Origin of the sequence: Sphingomonas jatrophae (genome assembly GCF_900113315.1) — a bacterium.
Taxonomy (GTDB): Bacteria; Pseudomonadota; Alphaproteobacteria; order Sphingomonadales; family Sphingomonadaceae; genus Sphingomonas_P; species Sphingomonas_P jatrophae.
In genome coordinates this window covers 1,908,248-1,926,853 of the sequence record NZ_FOZG01000001.1, presented here as the reverse complement: position 1 = coordinate 1,926,853, position 18,606 = coordinate 1,908,248, and the positions used below count along the sequence as shown (strand labels likewise).

At 69.1% G+C, this 18,606-nt stretch carries 18 protein-coding genes; 6 read left to right on the top strand and 12 right to left on the bottom strand.

Translation table 11 applies throughout. The features are described 5' to 3' along the window. Positions 1 to 6 precede the first annotated feature (6 nt). Genes BM360_RS09015 through BM360_RS08995 form a run of 5 tightly spaced genes read right to left on the bottom strand, consistent with a single transcriptional unit; the run spans position 7 to position 4,674 of the window. A complete protein-coding gene (locus tag BM360_RS09015; protein ID WP_093313448.1) occupies positions 7 to 609 on the bottom strand; it encodes an EthD domain-containing protein in 603 nt (200 codons plus the stop codon). After that, positions 606 to 1,562, bottom strand: coding sequence for a methylmalonyl Co-A mutase-associated GTPase MeaB (meaB, locus tag BM360_RS09010; protein ID WP_093313447.1), 957 nt, complete (start codon positions 1,560 to 1,562; stop codon positions 606 to 608). The genes BM360_RS09015 and meaB overlap by 4 nt, the downstream gene beginning before the upstream one ends. Further along, entirely contained in the window at positions 1,559 to 1,987 is a 429-nt protein-coding gene (locus BM360_RS09005; protein WP_093313446.1) for a cobalamin B12-binding domain-containing protein, read from the bottom strand. The genes meaB and BM360_RS09005 overlap by 4 nt, the downstream gene beginning before the upstream one ends. 3 nt (positions 1,988 to 1,990) lie before the next feature. Next, entirely contained in the window at positions 1,991 to 3,712 is a 1,722-nt protein-coding gene (locus BM360_RS09000) for a methylmalonyl-CoA mutase family protein (protein ID WP_093313445.1), read from the bottom strand. After that, positions 3,709 to 4,674 (bottom strand): SDR family NAD(P)-dependent oxidoreductase, encoded by a 966-nt coding sequence (locus BM360_RS08995; RefSeq protein WP_093313444.1) that lies wholly within the window; start codon positions 4,672 to 4,674, stop codon positions 3,709 to 3,711. Before BM360_RS08995 ends, BM360_RS09000 begins: the two co-directional genes overlap by 4 nt. Positions 4,675 to 4,772: 98 nt before the next feature. Between BM360_RS08995 and BM360_RS08990 the strand changes: the two genes are divergently transcribed. After that, a complete protein-coding gene (locus BM360_RS08990; protein WP_165611258.1) occupies positions 4,773 to 5,675 on the top strand; it encodes a helix-turn-helix transcriptional regulator in 903 nt (300 codons plus the stop codon). Here the strand turns inward: BM360_RS08990 and BM360_RS08985 are convergent. From BM360_RS08985 to BM360_RS08970, 4 genes are all read right to left on the bottom strand, one after another. Next, positions 5,665 to 8,040 carry a TonB-dependent receptor gene (locus BM360_RS08985; protein ID WP_093313442.1) on the bottom strand — a complete coding sequence of 792 codons (2,376 nt, stop codon included), beginning with the start codon at positions 8,038 to 8,040 and terminating at the stop codon, positions 5,665 to 5,667. The two genes, BM360_RS08990 and BM360_RS08985, sit on opposite strands and share 11 nt — an antisense overlap. A 184-nt stretch (positions 8,041 to 8,224) precedes the next feature. Further along, positions 8,225 to 9,103: an SDR family NAD(P)-dependent oxidoreductase gene (locus BM360_RS08980; protein WP_093313441.1), complete on the bottom strand. Its 879-nt coding sequence runs from the start codon at positions 9,101 to 9,103 to the stop codon at positions 8,225 to 8,227. After that, positions 9,100 to 9,867, bottom strand: a complete 768-nt coding sequence (locus BM360_RS08975; protein ID WP_093313440.1) for an SDR family NAD(P)-dependent oxidoreductase — start codon at positions 9,865 to 9,867, stop codon at positions 9,100 to 9,102. The genes BM360_RS08980 and BM360_RS08975 overlap by 4 nt, the downstream gene beginning before the upstream one ends. Positions 9,868 to 9,916: 49 nt before the next feature. Beyond that, positions 9,917 to 10,996, bottom strand: a complete 1,080-nt coding sequence (locus tag BM360_RS08970) for a 3-ketosteroid-9-alpha-monooxygenase, oxygenase component (protein ID WP_093313960.1) — start codon at positions 10,994 to 10,996, stop codon at positions 9,917 to 9,919. Positions 10,997 to 11,097: 101 nt separating this feature from the next. Between BM360_RS08970 and BM360_RS08965 the strand changes: the two genes are divergently transcribed. Beyond that, positions 11,098 to 11,979 carry a LysR family transcriptional regulator gene (locus BM360_RS08965; protein ID WP_165611257.1) on the top strand — a complete coding sequence of 294 codons (882 nt, stop codon included), beginning with the start codon at positions 11,098 to 11,100 and terminating at the stop codon, positions 11,977 to 11,979. On the opposite strand, the gene BM360_RS08960 is transcribed toward BM360_RS08965, so the two are convergent. Next, positions 11,967 to 13,040, bottom strand: a complete 1,074-nt coding sequence (locus BM360_RS08960) for an alcohol dehydrogenase catalytic domain-containing protein (protein WP_165611256.1) — start codon at positions 13,038 to 13,040, stop codon at positions 11,967 to 11,969. The two genes, BM360_RS08965 and BM360_RS08960, sit on opposite strands and share 13 nt — an antisense overlap. Next, entirely contained in the window at positions 13,040 to 13,552 is a 513-nt protein-coding gene (locus BM360_RS08955; RefSeq protein ID WP_093313958.1) for a nuclear transport factor 2 family protein, read from the bottom strand. Before BM360_RS08955 ends, BM360_RS08960 begins: the two co-directional genes overlap by 1 nt. 138 nt (positions 13,553 to 13,690) lie before the next feature. Between BM360_RS08955 and BM360_RS08950 the strand changes: the two genes are divergently transcribed. Genes BM360_RS08950 through BM360_RS08935 form a run of 4 tightly spaced genes read left to right on the top strand, consistent with a single transcriptional unit; the run spans position 13,691 to position 17,773 of the window. Further along, positions 13,691 to 14,086, top strand: coding sequence for a nuclear transport factor 2 family protein (locus BM360_RS08950; RefSeq protein WP_093313956.1), 396 nt, complete (start codon positions 13,691 to 13,693; stop codon positions 14,084 to 14,086). 8 nt (positions 14,087 to 14,094) lie between these two features. Then, entirely contained in the window at positions 14,095 to 14,814 is a 720-nt protein-coding gene (locus BM360_RS08945; RefSeq protein WP_093313437.1) for an EthD domain-containing protein, read from the top strand. 25 nt (positions 14,815 to 14,839) lie between these two features. After that, positions 14,840 to 16,981, top strand: a complete 2,142-nt coding sequence (locus BM360_RS08940; protein WP_093313954.1) for an oxidoreductase — start codon at positions 14,840 to 14,842, stop codon at positions 16,979 to 16,981. A gap of 9 nt (positions 16,982 to 16,990) precedes the next feature. Beyond that, positions 16,991 to 17,773: a sugar phosphate isomerase/epimerase family protein gene (locus BM360_RS08935; RefSeq protein ID WP_093313436.1), complete on the top strand. Its 783-nt coding sequence runs from the start codon at positions 16,991 to 16,993 to the stop codon at positions 17,771 to 17,773. 4 nt (positions 17,774 to 17,777) lie between these two features. On the opposite strand, the gene BM360_RS08930 is transcribed toward BM360_RS08935, so the two are convergent. Further along, the gene (locus BM360_RS08930; RefSeq protein ID WP_093313435.1) at positions 17,778 to 18,596 is read right to left on the bottom strand and encodes a nuclear transport factor 2 family protein; all 819 of its coding nucleotides are present in this window, start codon (positions 18,594 to 18,596) and stop codon (positions 17,778 to 17,780) included. Positions 18,597 to 18,606: the final 10 nt, after the last annotated feature.

The window sequence follows — 18,606 nt, the reverse complement described above, 5'->3', positions numbered from 1 at the left end:
GGGGCCTCACCCCGCCGCCGCATTGCCCAGCAGCAGCTCCGGCGGCGTCTCGCAGCGGCGGACGTGCAGGTGGCGGACGGTAAGCCCCGCGGGCGCATCGCCCGGCGGCTGCGGGGTCCACAAGACCGCGGCGGCGGGGAAGGCCGGCTCCCGCCACGCGATGACGAAATCGAGCGACACGGCCGGCATCTCCGCCGCGAGCGTGCGGCCCCATGCCAAGACGCCCTCGCGGAACGCTGCCTCGTCGCCTTGCCCCCGCGCGATCAGCGTCGCGGTGCGCGCCTCGCCGGGACTGCCGGGGGAGAGGACATGCTCGTCCGCGCCGGCCGACGCGATCTGCGGGCGGTCGACGAACTTCTCCTCGTCCGCGCGGAGGATGTCCCCCACCGGCCCGTTCATCAGCCCTGCCGCAGCGGCGATATCGTCCGCCCAGAATTCTGAGATGGTGTCGAACGCCAGATCGTCGCCGTCGATCAGGTGGTTACGGACGTAGCGGGTGAAGGGGAAATGCTGGCGGCCGAGCGGCGCGTGGTTCGCCTCGTAATAGCACTGGAAGAAGGCGCGGTCGGTGCCTGGGCGGTGGCCCATCACGCAGATGCTCTTGCTCATGCCGCCTGCCCTCCTCCGCTCTGCCACTGCGCCAGCAATTGCTCCGCCGCGCTATAGGGATCCAGTTGCCGCGCACCCACCGCATCGAGCAGCGCCCTGGCCTCCGCGCTGCGCAGCACCGCCGCCGCCGCCCGCTCGCGCACCAGCCCGGCCACCTGCTCGCGCTCGCGCCGGCCGGAGCGGCGGGCGAAGCCGTCGCCGGACTTGAGGTGGGAAAGGTGCGCCTCTAGCGCGTCAACGATCTCCCCGCCGCCCTCATCGCGATTGGCGACGGCGCGCAACAGCGGCGCCTCCCACGTGTCGTCTGGGCGGCTGTTGGCGCGCAGGTGCAGCATCAGCTCGAACTGGCGGTGCGTCGCGTCATAGCCGTCGCGGTCGGCCTTGTTGACGACGAAGATCTCGCCCGCCTCCATCAGCCCCGCCTTCACCGCCTGCACCTCGTCCCCCAGGCCCGGCACGCCGACGATGATCGTCGTGTGTGCAAGGTTGACGACGTCGATCTCGTCCTGCCCGACGCCCACCGTCTCGATCAGCACGATGTCATAGCCCATCGCGTCGAGCACCAGAGCCGCATCGTGCGTCGAGCGGGAGAGGCCGCCCGCCTGCCCGCGCGTGCCGATCGAGCGGATGAAGACGTGCGGGTCGAGCGTGTGGCGTGCCATGCGCACGCGGTCCCCCAGGATCGCGCCGCCGGTGAACGGGCTAGACGGATCGATCGCGATCACGCCAACGCGCCGGTCCCGCCGCCGGAGTTCCGCGACCAGCATGTCGGTCAGCGTCGACTTGCCCGCCCCCGGCGGGCCGGTGATGCCGATGATGTGCGCGCGACCGGTTTGTGCATAGATGCTGCGCAGCAATTCTGCGCCGCGACGGTCACGATCATCGAGCCAGCGGATCGCGCGCGCGCCCGCCGCCACCTTGCCGGCCAGCACGTCCGCGGCAAGATCGCTCACGCCGCCTCAGCCGCCTGCCGCTCCGCCCACCAGCCGCGCAGATAGGTGACGATGTCGCGGGTGTCGGCGCCCATGGTGAAGATCTTGTGGACGCCCGCCTCGGTCAGGAAGGCCTGATCCTCCTCGGGGATCACGCCGCCCGCCAGCAGCAGCTTGTCCCCCGCCCCGGCCTCGCGCAGCAGCCGCGCGAGCTTCGGCAGGCTGCGCGTGTGGCCGGCAGACAGGGTGGAGATGCCGACCACGTCGACATCCTCCTGCACCGCGGCGGCAGCGACCATTTCGGGCGTCTGCTTCAGGCCGGTGAAGATCACCTCCATTCCCGCCTCACGCAGCGCATGCGCGATGATCGTGACGCCGACGGTGTGCGTATCCATGCCGAGCTTGGCCAGCAGCACGCGGAGCGGGCGTTCGGGCAGATCCTCCATCGGTCAGACTCCTGCCAGCTGGCTGTCGGGCGCGTGGACGCCGAACACGTCGCGCATCGCGTTGCACAGCTCGCCATGCGTCGCATAGACCTTCACCGCATCGAGACAGGCGGGCACGAGGTTGCTGCCGTCGCGCGCGGCCTGGCGCACCCGCTCCACCGCCGCATCCACCGCCGCCTGGTCGCGCCGCGCGCGCAGCGCCTGCAGCTTGGCCACCTGTTCCTCCTCCATCGTGTCGTCGAGCCGGAAGATCTCGATTTCGCGCTTCTTCTCGGGCAGCGTCAGGTGGTTGACGCCGATCCACTTGCGGCGCCCCTCCTCGATGTCCTTGTTGCGCTCATATTGCTCGCGGCCGAGCGCGCGCTGGAAATAGCCGCGCTCGATCGCCTTGGTCGCGCCGCCCATCTCGAAGATGCGGTCCATCTCGGCGAAAGCGGCATCCTCCATCTGCTTGGTCAGCGTTTCGACATAATAGGAGCCGGCGAGCGGATCGATCGTCTCGGCGACGCCGGTTTCGTAGGCGACGATGTGCTGGATGGCGGCGCCGACGCGGATCGCCTCCTCCGCGGGCAGCGAGTGCGCCTCGTCGTGCAGCGGCGTCGTCATATTGTCGCCCGCACCGCCCAGCGCGCAGGCCGTCGCCATGATGCCGAGCCGGGCGATGTTGTTGAGCGGCTGTTGCAGGGTCAGCGCGATCGTGGTCGGCGAGGTCATCAGCCGGATCTTCATCGCCTCAGGCCGTGTCGCGCCGTAGCGCTCCTTCATCAGCCGGGCCCAGCATTTGCGGAAGGCGCGCAGCTTGCAGATGCCCTCAAAGAAATCCATGTCGACGTTGACGACGAAGTGATTGAGATAAGGCGCGATCTCATCGATGGTGAAGCCGCGCTCCAGCGTCGCGTCGATATAGGCGCAGACGATCGAGAGGCTGAACGCAATCTCCTGCACCGGATTGGCCTTGGCCGGCTGCAACTGCGCCGAGATGATCGACAGCGGCGCCCAGTTCGGGTGATTGCGGATGATATATTCGATGCAGTCGACCGCGATGCGCAGGCCATGCTCGGGCGGATAGATGTAGCGGCCGACGCACGTATATTCGATCAGGATGCCGTTGACGATGTGCAGGACGAAATCCCGCGGATCGACGCCCTTCTTCTCCAAGGCGGCGATGATCATCGCGAGGTTGACCGGCTGCGGCGCGTTGCACACGCTCATCAGATATTTCAGCTTGTCGAACGGCAGGTCGAACGCGGCCTCGAGATCCTCGAGACTGTCCAGCGCCATGCCCGCGCGGCCGACCTCCCCTTCGACGATGGGATCGTCGCTGTCATAGCCGTTGGTCGTCGCCAGATCATATTCGAGGATCAGGCCCGACAGACCCTGATCGAGCATGTAGCGCGCGCGCTTCGACCAGGCCTGGCCTTTGCCGAAGCCGGTCACCTGCGTCATCGTCCAGAATTGCGAGCGGTGGCCGTTCGGCCTGGTCGAGCGGGTATAGGGATATTCGCCCGGGAAGCCGAGATCGGTCAGGTAATCGAAGCCGACCGCGTCGAGATCGGCGGGCGTGTAGAGCGGCTTGATCGGCCAGGTCAGCGCCTGCGTGACGAAGGGATCGCGCCGCTCCGGATTGGCCGCGACGAACGGCCCGCGCGTCTCCGCCTCCCAGCGCGCGGCCTCGCCCGCGATATTGTCGTTGGCGACGGTGAAACTGCCCAGCGGCTTGTTCATGGCTTGCTCTCCGCGATCATCTGCTCGGCCACCGTCCACAGGCGTGCCGCATCGTTCCGGTCCAGCGAGGCGGCGGTGACGCCCCAGCCCGCGGGCAGATCGGCGGTCCACACCGGCGCCACCGCGCAATCCTCGACATAGGCGCCGCCGCACGCCGCCAGCTCGGGCGCGAGCGCCGCCCAGAGCGGGCTGGCGGCGCCCTGCGCCAGCGTCTTCATGTTTCCCCGGGGCAACGATCCGTCGGGATTGACCCAGCCGAGCCGCACCGCATCCTCGAACGTCACATGCCGGCCGAGATTGGTCGAGACGCCGCCCGGCGTCACCGCGATCATCGTCACGCCCTCGCCTGCGTGGCGGCGGCTATATTCCACCGCCAGCAGGTTCGCGCACAGCTTGGCATGACCATAAGCCTCGAACTTGTCGTAAGCGCGGTGCTCGTAATTGAGATCGTCCAGCCGCAGTGTCGCCATGTGGTGCGATCCGGACGAGACCATCACCACGCGCGCGGGCGCCGCCGCCTTGAGGTTCGGCAACAGCAGCTCGGACAAGAGGAACGGCGCGAAGTAATTGACCGCCATCTGGCTCTCGAAGCCATCCGCGGTGCGCGTCAGCGGCGGCGCCATCAGCCCGGCATTGTTGATGAGCAGCCTGAGCGGCCTGTCGCCCCAGCGCGCGGCGAAGGCGCGGACGGAGGCGAGCGAGAGCAGGTCGATCTCCGCCACGTCTGGCGTCACGCCACCGCCCGCCGCAATCTCCTCGGCGACACGGGCGCCCGCCGCCACGTCGCGCACCGCGAGCGTCACTGCCGCGCCCGCCATCGCCAGCGCGCGGGCGATCTCGACGCCGATGCCGGAGGAGGCGCCGGTGACGATCGCGTTGGTGCCGGCGAGGTCGTGGCCGGCCAGCACGTCGGCCGCGGTCCAGGTGGCGCGGTCGTCCGGCGCGCTTCGGGCGAGGGGCATCCTGTCTCCTTGTCGGCTTTGCCGCAGCCTACGCCGCTGTGCGGGCGGGCAGAAGCGAGGCGCCGGCCGCCGCCGCAGGTTTGCGCACGATGGCGCAAGTGGGCGCACTCCTGCTAAAGTCCGCGCTCATGGTCGATCCCGTTTCCATCGCCGATGCGCGGCGCGATCCGCGGCTGGTGCGCGCGGCGCTGGCGCTGCCGGGCATTGCGGTGGAGCTGTGCGACTATCCGGAGGTCGCGCCGCAGACGGTGACGGTGGTGGAGCCACAGGCGATGCTGTCGCTCGGCCTCTCTCCGCTGCTGCCGCAATCGGAGGGGCGGTTCGGCCGTGCGGGGACGCGCTTCGCCCGGTTCGGCTCCTTGAGCTTCCGGCCGGCGGGTGTACCGTCGGAGCTGCGCTTCGCCGGCGGTGCGTTCGAGACGATCCGCTGCCGCTTCGAGGGACAAGCGCTGCCGCCCGCGCTGCACGGCAAGGCGCTGGACGAGGCGCAGCTGGCCGCCTGCTTCGACATTCGCCGCCAGCCGATCGAGGATGCGATGCTGCGGCTGGCCGAGGAAGTGGCGCAACCGCGCGAGGACAGCATTGCGCTGGCGCAGGCGCTGGTCGATACGATCCGCCTCGATCTCGCCCGCTATCTGGCGGAAGCGGGGCGGCTGGCGGCGCGGCGGAGCGGCGGCCTCACCCCCCGCCAGCTCCGCCGCTGCGCCGCGCGGATCGATGCGGACGGGCCGCCGCCCGCCATTGACGAGCTGGCGGCCTTGTGCGGCCTCAGCCGCTTCCACTTCATGCGCACCTTCCGCGCGACCACCGGCGAGAGCGTCGGCAGCTTCGTGCAGCGCGCGCGGATGGCACGCGCGAAGGCGATGCTGGCGCGCGATGACGGCCCGCTGGCCGACATCGCGCATGCCCTAGGCTACCGGTCGGCGGCGGCCTTCTCCGCGGCGTTCCACCGCGTCGTCGGCCGCCCGCCCGGTGCCTTCCGGACAGCAATCAGAAGCTGACCTTGGCGTCCACCCCGTAGGTCCGCGGCCGCTTGAACGAGGCAGCGCCGTAGCCAAGCCCGCCGAAATCGATCGCGAAATCGATGTTCGTCTGATTGGTCAGGTTATCGCCCCAGATGCCGAATTCCATCGTGCTGCCGCCCACCTTCACGTCGGACAGCGACAGACGCGCCTTGAGGTTGTGATCGGGGCGCGAGCGGATGTCGTGATTGAACGGGCTGGTACGATCCAGCGGATAGAAGATGATCTGGCTGCGATAGGCATAATCGACCCGACCGGTCAGGTTGCCCATGCCGACATCGGCCGAATATTGCGCACCGGCATGCGCCTGGAACTTGGCGACCATGTTCATGTGCGCCTCGTCCGCAACGTCGACCACCTGGTTGTTGGCCGGATCACGGTAGAGGAAGCTCTTGAACTTGGGCTGCGTGTAGCCGACCGATCCGTCGAACGTCAAATTGTCCGTCGGCGCCGCGGTCATCTCCGCCTCGAAACCGCGGAACACGACCTTGCCGGCATTGACGACGAGCGAGGTGGCGCCGCCGGTGCCGCTCGCGAACTGGTTGATCTGGAGATCGTCATAGTCCGTCTGGAAGGCCGCGAGGTTGAGCCGCAGCTTGCGGTCGAACAGCTCGGACTTCAGGCCGATCTCGTATGCGGTCGCCTTTTCCGGATCGAACGAGTTGAGCGTCGAGGCGCGCGGATTGAAGCCGCCCGAGCGATAACCGGTCGAGACGCGGGCATAAGCCATGATCGCGGGGGTGAAGCGGTAATTGGCCGAGGCCAGCCACGACACATTGTCGAAATCGACTGCGCCGCGGAGATTCGGCTGCACGTCGCCCGCGAGCAGGATGGTCTTGCGGTCGGCGGTGTAGCGGATGCCGCCGGTCAGCTCCATCTTCTCGTCGAGCGCGACCGGCTTCCAGCTGACCTGACCGAAGGCCGCCGCGCTCTCGGAGGTGCTGCCGAACGCCTGCAGCGGCGTCAGGTTGAGGCCCGCCTGCCCGCCCGGCAGGATGAAGGTCAGCTGCTGGTTGTTGCTCTCGCTGGCATTCTCGTAAAAGTAATAAAGGCCGGCGACGTAGCTGATCTCCCCGACGGTGCCGAGCGCCTGCAGTTCCTGGCTGAACTGGTGCTGCTTCTGCGGCGCATTGTTGCCGTTATAAGGCGTGGTCGCTCCGATCGAGGGCGCGAACGTCACGGGATCGAGCAGCACGCCGCGCGTATTGCCCTGGCCGCCCAGCGTCAGGATCGTATCCTGGAAGAACTTGCGATAGGCGGTGATCGATTTCACCGTCAGCCCGTCGACCGGCTCCAGCGCGACGGTCAGCGCGTGGCCCTCGATCTTGGCGCGCGCATCGTAGCGCAGCCGGCCCTTGCGATCGACGAAGCCCGCCTGCTTCACATCATCCAGCCGGTCGCGGCTGATCTGCAGCGGATCGCCGCCGAAGGCGGGCGACGCATTGTAGTAATTCACGAAATCGGGCGAGGCGACGATCACCTGGAAAAAGGGCGCGGTGCCGCGACGGTCATTATAGTCGAAATTGTAGTTGACCGTGACCGCATCGAAATCGGCCTGAACGTTGGCGGTGATGGCGTCGCCATTCTGCGCACCCGGATCGCGCTTCGACGGGGTCAGCAGATTGTTGACATAGCCGTTGCGCTGCTTGTGCAGACCCGCGATCGACGCCTTGATGACCGAGCCGCCGATATAGCCGGTGTCGACGCGGCCGCGGACGAACCACTCATTATAGCGGCCGTAGCCCGCCTTCGCCTCGACGTGGAAGTCGTTGCTCGGCTTCTTGGAGACGAGCTGGATCGCGCCGCCGACCGTGTTGCGGCCAAACAGGGTGCCCTGCGGCCCGCGCAGCACCTCGATCCGCTCGAGATCGACGAGGTCGAACAGCGCACCCGCCGAGCGCGCGACATAGACGCCGTCGAGATAGACGCCGACGCCCTGCTCCGCCGCCGACGACGGCTCCTGGTTGCCGATGCCGCGGATATAGACCGACGCGGCGGTGACGCTGGTCGACTGCTGGAGGATGCTGAGGTTCGGCGTGAACTGCGGCACGCTCGTCACGTCCTGCACATTCTGCCGATCAAGGAAGTCGCCGCTGAGCGCGGTGACGGCGACGGGCACCGTCTGCAGCGATTCCGACGTGCGGCGCGCGGTGACGACGATGTCCTGCAGACCGCCATTGGCTGCCGCCGTCTCGGGCGTGGTCGCCGCGGTGGTGGTGGGCGGCGGCGGCACGGCCGCGTCCTGCGCAACATTGGCAGGCACAGGATCGGTCTGCGCAAACACAGGTGTGGGAGCGAGCAGGCACACGGCCAATGCAGTGAGGCTGATCTGGTGATGGCGCATGTTGGACTCCCCGCTTAATTGCGCGTTTCTGTGCGATTATCATTCGCCTTAACGCGATTGCGCAGCCCGTTAGCGTCGTGATGCTAGGCGTGCAAGCAATCGATCATGCGTTGCGAAATGCACGTATGTTTACGCGGACAGCGATGCGACGGCGCAACAGCCGCCGGCGCGCGCAGCAAGGGCGTCAGCGCACGATGGCAGGGTGCGGCACGCGCGGTTCGCCCAGCATGTCGCGATAGGATGGCGGCTTGCGACCGCCCTCTTCCGTCACGCCGTAGCGCTCGGCAATCTCGGCGCCGATCACCGTCTGGCCGTTCAGCTCGGCGAGCTTGGGATCGTCATACATGGCAAGGATCAGGCGGCCATTGAATTCGGGCGTCTCCGCCTGCGCCATGAAGCCTTCATATTGATCCGGATGCCCCGCCAGAGTCCGCTCGCTCCGCTCGGTGCGCAGCGGCCCCATCCACAGCGAAACCGCGGCGACGCCCGTCTTCTCGTCGCGAAAGTCGACGCCCATGTCGGCGGCGAACTTGTCCACGCCCGCCTTCTGCGCGCCATAAGCCGGGCCGTGCATGTAGCAGACCGAGCCGAAGGAGGAGGTGAAGGCGATCAGCCCTCGCCCCTGCGCCACCATGATCGGCGCGGCGTGATAGGAGGCGAGATAGTGCGAGCGCAGGCCCACATCGAGGATGTCCACCAGATCGGGCGATTTCGCCCAGAACGGTCCCGGCGCGACAAGATCGTCATGGATGGCGGCGACATTGTTGACGAGGATGTCCAGCCGTCCGCTCTCGCGCTGCACCTGCTCGAACAGGCGGGCGATGGCGCCGGCATCGGCATGGTCGACCTGCACGGCGATCCCCTCGCCGCCCGCATCGGTGACAGCCTGCGCCGCCGCGCCGATCGTGCCGGGCAGCGCGGCATCGCCCTCGCGCAGCGTGCGGCCAGTGACGTAGACGCGCCATCCCGCCGCGCCCAGCGCCGCCGCAATGCCCTTGCCCGCGCCGCGGCTGGCGCCGGTGACGATCGCGACCTTGCGCCCGGTCTCGTTGCTGCTGCTCATACCCCAAATCCCCCTGAAACCGAGATGCGCTGGCCGGTCACGTAGGCCGCCTCGTTCGATGCAAAGAACAGGCAGGCGTGGCCGATCTCCTCCGCCGTGCCGAAGCGCTTAAGGCACAGCAGGCGGTGCGTGTTGTCGATCCAGCGCTGGTCGATCTGGCCCAGGCGCTGAAGCTCGTGCAGCTGCCCCGCCTCGATCACGCCGACCAGCACCGAATTGGCGCGGATGCGGTAGCGCCCCTCTTCCTTGGCGATGCCCTGCACCAGTTGCTCGTTCGATGCCTTGACCGCGACGGACATGCCGTCGCGCGCGGGCCACCAGTCATGCCCCGCAGAGCCGAGCGTCACGAAGCTGCCGCCGCCGCTCTCGCGCATGTGCGGGATCAGCGCCTGCGCCACGCGGAAGAAGCCGTGCACCTCCACCTCGAAGGCGTGGCGCCATTCGTCCATCGGCGTCTCGGCCAGATAGCGCTGGTTGACGAGCGGCCCCGCCGCCCAGACGACGCTGTGCACGCGGCCATGCGTGGCGATCGCCGCCGCCACCACCGCGCGCACCGATGCCTCGTCGGTCACGTCGGCGGCATGGATCGTCGCGCGGCGGCCCGCCGCCTCCGCTTCCCCCGCGACGGCGGCGGCGCGATCCGCATTGCTGCGATAGACGATGGCGATGTCGCTGCCGCCCGCCGCGAACACGCGCGAGATGCCGCTGCCAATGCCGCCGCTGCCGCCGAACAGCAGCGTGCAGCCGTCAGGAAATGTAGCCAAGCCGTCCCCCCAGATCACCCGGCCTCAAGCGGCCGGGGCAAGGCCGCGATCAGGCGGCCTTGCTGTCGGGACGGGTATCGTGCGTGACGACGAGGCCGTTCACGCGCTTCTGGAAGGTTTCCGCCTGCGCGCGCGGATTGTAGAACTGCTTGTACCAGATCCGCACCTTGCCATAGGGCCCGTCGTTCGGCAGCGCGAGCGGGGCGAGGCAGGCGCGCTTGTTCTGCCAGATCTCGACATCCTGCGCGAAGGCGAGGCGGCTGCCCTCCTGATAGGCGAGCGCGGCGGCGCGATCGGCATCGTTGGTCTCGCGCGAACCGTCATGCACCTGCACCATCAGCGCGTGCCACGTGCGGCTGAGGCCGTCGTCGATCGGCGTGTTGGCGATCATGATGAACGAGTCATACTCGCCCGCCATCTCCGACTGGAGGAAGCCCGGCCCTTCATACCACGTGTCGAGCACCAGCTGGTCGCCCTCCGCCGCGGTCAGCGTGCGGTGGCCGGCGCTGTAATATTGGTGGACGATGTGGTCCTTGAACTCGTTGGCGAAGTAGGTGAAGTCCATCGCCCCGTGGATCGGCACGAAGTGGCCGAAATCGGCCATGTTGTCGACGATCTCGATGCCGTGCACGGGCAGGTCGCCCATGAAGTCGATCTTCCAGTTGACCCAGCCGGGCGCATCATAATGGTTGCCGAAGCTCGGCAGCTCCCACTCCGGCTCCAGCCCTTCCTCGTCATGCCACATCCAGATGATGCCGGCGCGCTCGACGACGTGGAAGGTCTTCAGCTGCGCCGCCTTGGGCACGAACTTGGAATAGGGCACGTGATCGCACTGGCCCTTGCCGTCGAAGCGCCAGCCGTGGAACGGGCAGCGGATCGAATCGCCCTGCACCTGCTCGCCGTCGAGCACGATGTAGGAGGTCGAGTTCTTGGCGAGGTGCGCGCCCATGTGCGGGCAATAGGCCTCGACCAGGTGGGGCGTGCCCGTCTCGCCGCGATAGAGCACCATGTCCTGCCCGAAGAAGCGCACCGCCTGCGGCTTGGTCGTCGCCTCGTCCGCGCCTGCGATCATGAACCAGCCGCGGGGGAAGCGATGCTCGCCCAGGCCATAATCCTTACTGGTCGCCATTACCCGATCCTCATCCCAGCGCGCGTCGGCCACGCCGGACACGCCTTTGCATCCGACATAGCATCGATTGGCGTAGTTCGCGAGGGGGACGGGCGACGCACTTGATCTGCACACCGGGTGTGCATCATTGCACGGGGATGGACTGGAACGATCTTCGCGTCTTCCTCACCGCGGTGCGCGCGGGCTCCTACAGCGCGGCCGGGCCGCAGCTCGGGCTGAACCGCACGACGATCGGCCGGCGTGTCGCTGCGCTGGAAGCCTCGCTCCAGACCGCTTTGTTTCGCGAGACGCCGACCGGGCCCGAGCCGACCGAGGCGGGCCGGCTGCTGCTGGAGGCGGGCGCGCGCGTAGAGACGGAGATTGCCGAGGTGCTGCGGCGCATCGCACTCGCCCCGCCCGACCCTGCGCCGTTGCGCATCGCCAGCAGCGCCGGGCTGGTGGTGGAGCTGATGGCCGAGCTGGGCGCCGCTGCGCCGTCCGGCGGCCCGGCGATCGAGCTGGTCCACGCGATCGACCCGGTGGAAGCGGTGACGCTCCGGCGCGCGGACCTCGCCCTCGCGCTGATCCGTGCGGTGCCGCGGCGGCTGGCGGGACGGCAGGCGGGCATCGTCACGCAGGCGCGTTACGCCCGCCGCGGCACGCCCGAGGGTCCGCCGCTCTGCTGGGGCGAGGAGGTGGAGCTGGCACTGCCCCGCCACTGGACCGCCGCCAATAGCGGCGACGATGCGCCCGGTGCGATCCGCTTCAGCAGCTGGGGCGCGCTGGCGCAGGCGGTGCGGAGCGGCGTCGGGAAAGCATGGCTGTGCTGCTTCGCCGCCGACGACGATCCTGTGCTGGAGCGGATCGCCCCGCCCGATCCGCGCTTCGACACGGGCCTCTGGCTGCTCCACCGCGCGGACACGCCGCAGAGCGCCGCCGCCGCCGCGCTCACCCAAAGGCTGGCGGAGCGGATCGCCGTCCGGCTCGGCGCTCAGGCGGTATGATCGAGCACCGCGCGCGTCACGGCCCCCGAATGGAGCGCCGCGATCGCCGCCTCGAATTCGGCCAGCGGCCACACCTGCGTGACCTGGCGGCCAAGATCGATGCGGCGGTCCTGCGCCAGCGCGATCAGCGTCGGATAATCCTCCGCCGGCCGCGCGCCGCCGTTCAGGCGGGCGACGATTTCCTTGCCCATCGTCAGACCGTTGAGATCGAAGCTCGCCCGTGCGCCCGCCCCGCTCTGCCCGATCAGGACGACGCGACCGCCGCGCTTGGTGGCGAGGATCGACGCTTCCGCGGCGACGCCGGCACCGCTGCACTCGATCGCCACGTCGATCGGATCGAACGCATCGCGCAGCGCCGTGGCGAGCCCCTCCGCATCCATCGCCCGCGTCGCCAGCAGGAAGTCGGTGGCGCCCGCATCGCGCGCCGCCTGCTCCTTGGCCAGGTTGAGATCGACCGCGAGCACCTCGGCCCCCGCCAGTGCGGCGCCCGCAATCGCATTCACGCCGATGCCGCCGACGCCGATCACCACCACCCGGTCCCCCGCGCCGACCTGGCCGAGCGTGCGCGCCGCGGCATAGCCGGTCGAGACCGCGCAGCCGATCAGCGCCGCCTGTTCGGGCGGCAGATCGCCGGTGCGGAACAGCTGCCCCGTCTTGGCGACGATCTCGCCGGCGAAGGAGGAGACGTTGGAGAAGCTGTAGGTCGGCCGCCCGTCCCACTCGAACGGCTGCGGCGCGACCATGCCCCATGTCACGTCGCAATTGGCCGGCGCGCCGCGCGCACATTCGCGGCATTCCCCGCACGGCGTCTGCGTGCCGACCATCACGCGGTCGCCCACCGCGAAGTCGGTGACGCCGGGGCCGAGCGCCATCACCTCGCCCGCCGCCTCGTGGCCGAGCACGATGGGCGTGCGGATCATGCCACTGTCCACCATGTTGAGGTCGCTGTGGCAGATGCCGGAGCGCAGCACGCGCACCTTCACCTCGCCCGGCCCCGGATCGCGCACCGTCAGGGCGTCGGTCAATTGCAGGCGGCCGCCATCGAATACGATCCCGCGCATCACCCTCTCCTCGCCGCAAGCATCTTCAGGCCCCAGGAGGGGTCGCGCTCGTCCGCGGTGCCGGGCGCGGCGTCCTTGCTGATCTGGGCGTAGCGATCCTCGTCGATGTCGACGATGTCGCCCGAATCGAACACCAGCGAGCGGTGGATGAACTTCCATTTGCCGTCCCGCCGCTCATAGCGGTCGAGATAGCGGCCATGGACGACATATTCGCGCCGCCGCTCGCCGTGCGTGCGGTGATAGGCGCGGACGTGATGCTCGCCCTCCGCCTTGTCGCCCTGGATCGCGAACAGGCTGTTGGTGATGCTGTGCACCGTCAGCTCCCACGGCGCCATTGCGGTCGGCAGCCAGGCGACGAACTCGTCCGGGCCGCCGCGGAACATCGCACCGTGATCGTCGATCGCATCGTCATGGTAAAGCGAGCGGACCAGCGCGAAATCGCGCCGGTCGCAGCCGCGGCAATAAAGCGCCACCAGATCAGCAAGCGCGATCCTGTCGAGCAGTTCCTGCATCCCGGCTCCTCCCCGGGCCTGTCGCTAGAAGCCCCGCGCCCGCTACGCAATCCGCTTTCCGCTTGCTCCGGAGGTCCGAAATTGCCACGAAAGCGGTGCCGGGCAGGTGCGCAAAGCGCGCCGCGGCGGGGAGAGGGCATGCCGGACCAGCAGGTGATGAAGGCTGCGTTGCAGGCCTATGTCGATCGCACCAATGCGGGCGACGCGGATGGCCTGCTCGCCTTGTTCGCGCCCGATGCCGTCATGGAGGATCCGGTCGGCACGCCGATCAAGCAGCGCGCGGAGATGGCGCAGCTGTTCCGCGACGGCGCGGCCTACGGCGCGCGGATCGACCTGATCGGGCCGCCGCGCGGATCGCACGGGGCGGAGGCGGCAATCGCGTTTGACGTGCGCTTCACGCCGCCCGGCAGCCCGCGGCTGCTGATCCGATCGCTGGACGTGTGCACCTTCGACGAGGACGGGCTGATCACCAGCCTGCGCGGCTTCTGGGGTCCGGAGGACGTCTCCGAGGATCCCGTTACTTCTGGCGATTGAGGCGAGAGATGGAAAAGATCGTTTATGCGCTGTGGCGCCGGCCGGGCGAGGATCGCGAAGCGCTGAACGCGCGCCTGAAGGACGAGGCGGCACCCGCTTTGCTCGCGCTGCCGAACGTCCGCGCGCTCCGCCTCAACCTCCAGGATGCGGACGTCGCCGCCGCCGAGGCGCTGCGCCAGCCCGGCCCCGGCGAGCAGATGGACGCCGTCGCGCAGGTCTGGGTCGACGTGGCGCATACCGCCTTCCGCCAGCCGGTGGACGATGCCCTGTCCGCCGCGGCGGCCCGGATCGACGCGTGGCTGGTGACTGAATCGACCATCATCCCCAACACCCAGCACCCCTCACGCGAAGGCGAGCGGACGGAAGGCTGGTCGCAATTCTGCTTCATCCGCCGGCCCGATTGCTACACGCCGGACGAATGGCTGCATAACTGGCAGGTGCTGCACACCGCCGTCGGCATCGAGACGCAGGCCAATTTCGAATATGTCCAGCACGTCGTCGCCCGCCCACTGACGGAGGGCGCCTATCCCTATGGCGGCATCGTCGAGGAATGTTTCCCGGCCGCCGCCATGCAGGATGCGCGCGTCTTCTACGATGCGGTGGACGACCCTGAGAAGTTCGCCGCCAACAGCGCGCTGATGATGGAAAGCTGCGGACGCTTCATCGAGATGCCGGGCGGCATCCACGTGCTCCCCACCAGCCAGTATGAATATCGCAAGCTCGCCTGAGCGCGCGACCGAGAGGATGACCAAGATGGCGCAAGCCCGCACCGCCCCCCGCCCCCGCGCGAACAGCCACCCGAACCTCCTGTCCGAAGGGCGGATCGGCGCGCTGACGATCAAGAACCGCATGATCGTCACCGCAATGGGCGTCAGCCTGTCCGAGCCTGACGGGCAGGTCAGCCAGCGGCTGATCGACTATCATGTCGCGCAGGCGAAGGGCGGCGCGGGGCTGATCGTGATGGGCGTGACGGGCGTCGCGCTGCCGGTCGGGCAGGTTTCGCCCAACCAGACGGGCATTTCGGACGATCGCTACCTCCCCGGCCTCACCCGGCTGGTCGCGGCGGTGCATGCCGAGGGCGGCAAGATCGCGGCGCAGCTGCATCATGGCGGCCTCGTCGCCGGCTATTCGGCGCAGGACGGCCATCCCTTGTGGGGACCCGCCATCCCGCCCGCCTTTACCGGCGACTTCCCCGATTATTTCCTGCCCGAGGAGATGGCGGCGTTCGCCGGCGGCGTGATGCCGACCGTGAAGGTGCTGGAGCCGGCGGACATTGCCCATGTCGTGCAGCAGTTCGCCGATGCGGCCGTGCGCGCGCAGCGGGCCGGCTTCGACGGCGTCGAGATCCACGGCGGCCACGGCTATCTGCTGTCCTCCTTCATGTCGCCATCCACCAACACGCGCGACGACGATTATGGCGGCTCGCTGGAGAAGCGCGCCAAGCTGCTGCTCGATGTGGTGCGCGCCGTGCGGGCGGCGGTCGGCCCCGATTTCGCGATGTGGGTGAAGCTCGATTCGCGCGAGATGGGCAAGGACGTCGGCATCACGCTCGACGATGCGCGCACCGTGGCGCCGCTGGTCGCCGCCGCGGGCGCCGACGCGATCACCGTCACCGCCTATCACGATACCGGCAATGGCAAGCTCCACTCCGCCTCCAACATCCCGCATGAGCCGGGCGTCCACCTGGAGGCGGCGCGCGCGATCAAGCGCGCCCTCTCCATCCCGGTGATCGCCTCGGGCCGTCTGGAGATGGATGCGGCGGAAGCGGCGCTCGAGTCCGGCGGGTTCGATTTCCTCGCCATGGGCCGCAAGATCCTGGCGGACCCGGAGCTGCCCAACAAGCTGGCCGAGGGCCGCATCGCCGACGTGCGGCCGTGCATCTATTGCTACACCTGCGTCAGCACCGCTTACCTCCGCGAATCCGTGCGCTGCGCGGTGCGGCCGGAGACCGCTTTTGAGGGGCAGGACTGGCTGCCCAAGCACCCGCGCCGCCGCGTCGTCGTGGTCGGCGGCGGTCCCGGCGGCATGGAGGCGGCGCGGCGGCTGGATGCCAGCGGCGACGAGGTGATCCTGCTGGAGAAATCGGATCGCCTCGGCGGCACGCTGCGCTTCGCCGGCCTCGCCTACGAACCGAATGAGCGGCTGCTCGATTGGCTGCGGCGGCAGGTGGAGGCGTCGCGCGTCGACGTGCGGCTGGGCACGGAGGCGACGCCCGCCTCCATCGCCGCGCTCAAGCCCGATCTGGTGATGGTGGCGACGGGCGCGGTGCGCGACATGCCACCGATCCCAGGCAACGACCTGCCCCACGTCTATAGCGGCGACGACATGCGCGCGATGATGCTGGGCGAGACGAGCAGCGACCTGAAGCGCAAGACGAGCTGGACGACGCGTCTGGCGACCAAGGTCGGCGCGATGACGGGTGCGACGGCGAACCTCGATCTGGTGCGCAAGGCCACGCACACCTGGATGCCGCTCGGCCAGAACATCGTCATCATCGGCGGCGAGCTTGTCGGCGTGGAGCTCGCCGAGTTCCTGATGGAGCGCGGCCGCACCGTCACCGTCGTCGGCGAGGCGCCGCGCTTCGGTGGCGGCTTGCTGCTGGTGCGCCGCATGCGGCTGCTGGCCGAGCTGAAGGAGCATGGCGTCGCGATGTTCCCGGGCTCGTCGGGCATCGCCATCGATGCGTCCGCAGTCAGCTTCACCGACAATGCGGGCCAAGCGCAGCGCGTGGCGGCGGACCATGTCATCGTCGCGATGGGCGCGCATGGCGACACGACGCTGGCCGATGCGCTGGCGGCGCAGGGCCTTGCGGTGCGCGCCTACGGCGATGCGACCGGCGTCACCTATATCGAGGGCGCGATCCGCGGCGCGGCGGAGGCGGTGGCCGCGGGCTGAGCGGAGGCGATGCGGCCGCTCAGCTTCAACGCGTTCAACGGCTCGCCCTATCTCGGCGCGCCCGTGCCGCTGGAGGCGCAGATCGCAGCGGCGGCGGATGCGGGGTTCGACCTGATCGGGCTCGATCGCTTCACGCTGGACGCGTTCGAGGCGGGCGGCGGACGGCTCGACACTGCGGCGCGGTGGCTGGCGGCGGCGGACCTGCGCTGCGGTGCGATCACTGCGGCCGGCATGCTGGGTGCGGAGCCGGACCTCGCCGCGGCACTTGCGCAGGCGGGTGAGCGTGCCCGGGCGCTGGGCGCGCCGTTCGTGCAGGTCAACGTCGCGGTGGCGGACGGGCGCGACGTGCTGGCGCAGGCGTGCGCGGCGGTGGGCGACGGCGTGCGCCTCGCCATCGAATATCTGCCGTTCACGCCGCTCGACCGTGTCACCGATACGGTCGCGCTCGCCCGCACCGTCGGCTTCGACCGGGCAGGCGCGATGATCGACCTGTGGCATCACGAGCGCGGGCCCGACGACTGGGACGATCTTGCCACGGTGCCGCTGGAGGCGATCGCCTATGTCGAGTTCGACGATGCCGCGCCATCCACCGGCGATGCGCCCGCCGACACGGTCAATGCGCGCCTGCTGCCGGGCGAGGGCGTGTTCGATTGCCACCGCTTCGCCGCGACCATCGCCGCGCTCGGCTATGCCGGCCCGGTCAGCGTCGAGATCCTGAGCACCGCGTGGCGCGGCCGGCCGATGCGCGAGCTTGCCGCCCGCGCCTTCGCCGCCAGCCGGGCCTATTGGTAGCCGCTCAGCCCAGCTCGTCCGCGCCGGCCGCCAGGATCGCCGGATCGCCGCTGTGCGTCGCCCAAGTCGCATCGCGCCGCACGATCCGCCAGCCGTCGGCGCGCCGCGCCCACCGATCGACATATTCGCCGTTCGAGTCGAAGATGGCGCCGCCGCCCTCGCCGCGCCGCTGGTGCCGCGCCTGGACATAGGCGCGGCTGACCGCACTGTCCCCGTCCACGTCGACGAGGATGCTGCCCAGCAGATGCTGCGTGCCGCCGCACGCATCGAGATAGCGGCGCATCTGATCCTCCAGCGCCGCCATGCCCTGCCGCTCGCCCTGCCCGTAGTCGAAGTCGAGATCGGCGGCGAACACGTCCCCTAGGCTCCCCCAGTCCTTGCCGTCGAGCACGCGCGCGAACCGGGCAAGGCCGCGCTGGATCGCGCGCTCGTCCTGCAGCGCGCGCAGGCCGTCGGCGGCGGGCACCGGGCGGCCGGGGATCGCGCCGCCATGTTCCTCCACCACCATCATGCGCGTGGCGGCGCGATCGAACACATTCTCCTCATCCTCGGCGATCAGGCGCGCCACCTCCGGCTCGGCATTGCGCGCGACGAAGGCGTCATAGGCGGTGCGGTCGGCGAAATAGAGTTCGGTGACGACATCGAAATCGATCGCCGCGCCGAATTCGAACCGGCCCTCCGCCTGCACGAAGTTACGCCGATAGGCGAGGATCTGCGGGCACAGGCCGACGATCAGCGGCGCGTGCCGCCCTTCGTAATAAGCGACCAGCGCTTCGTCGCTCAGGCCCGGCTTGCGCTTCAGCAGCGCGATGCATTTCAGCATGTCCCTCTCC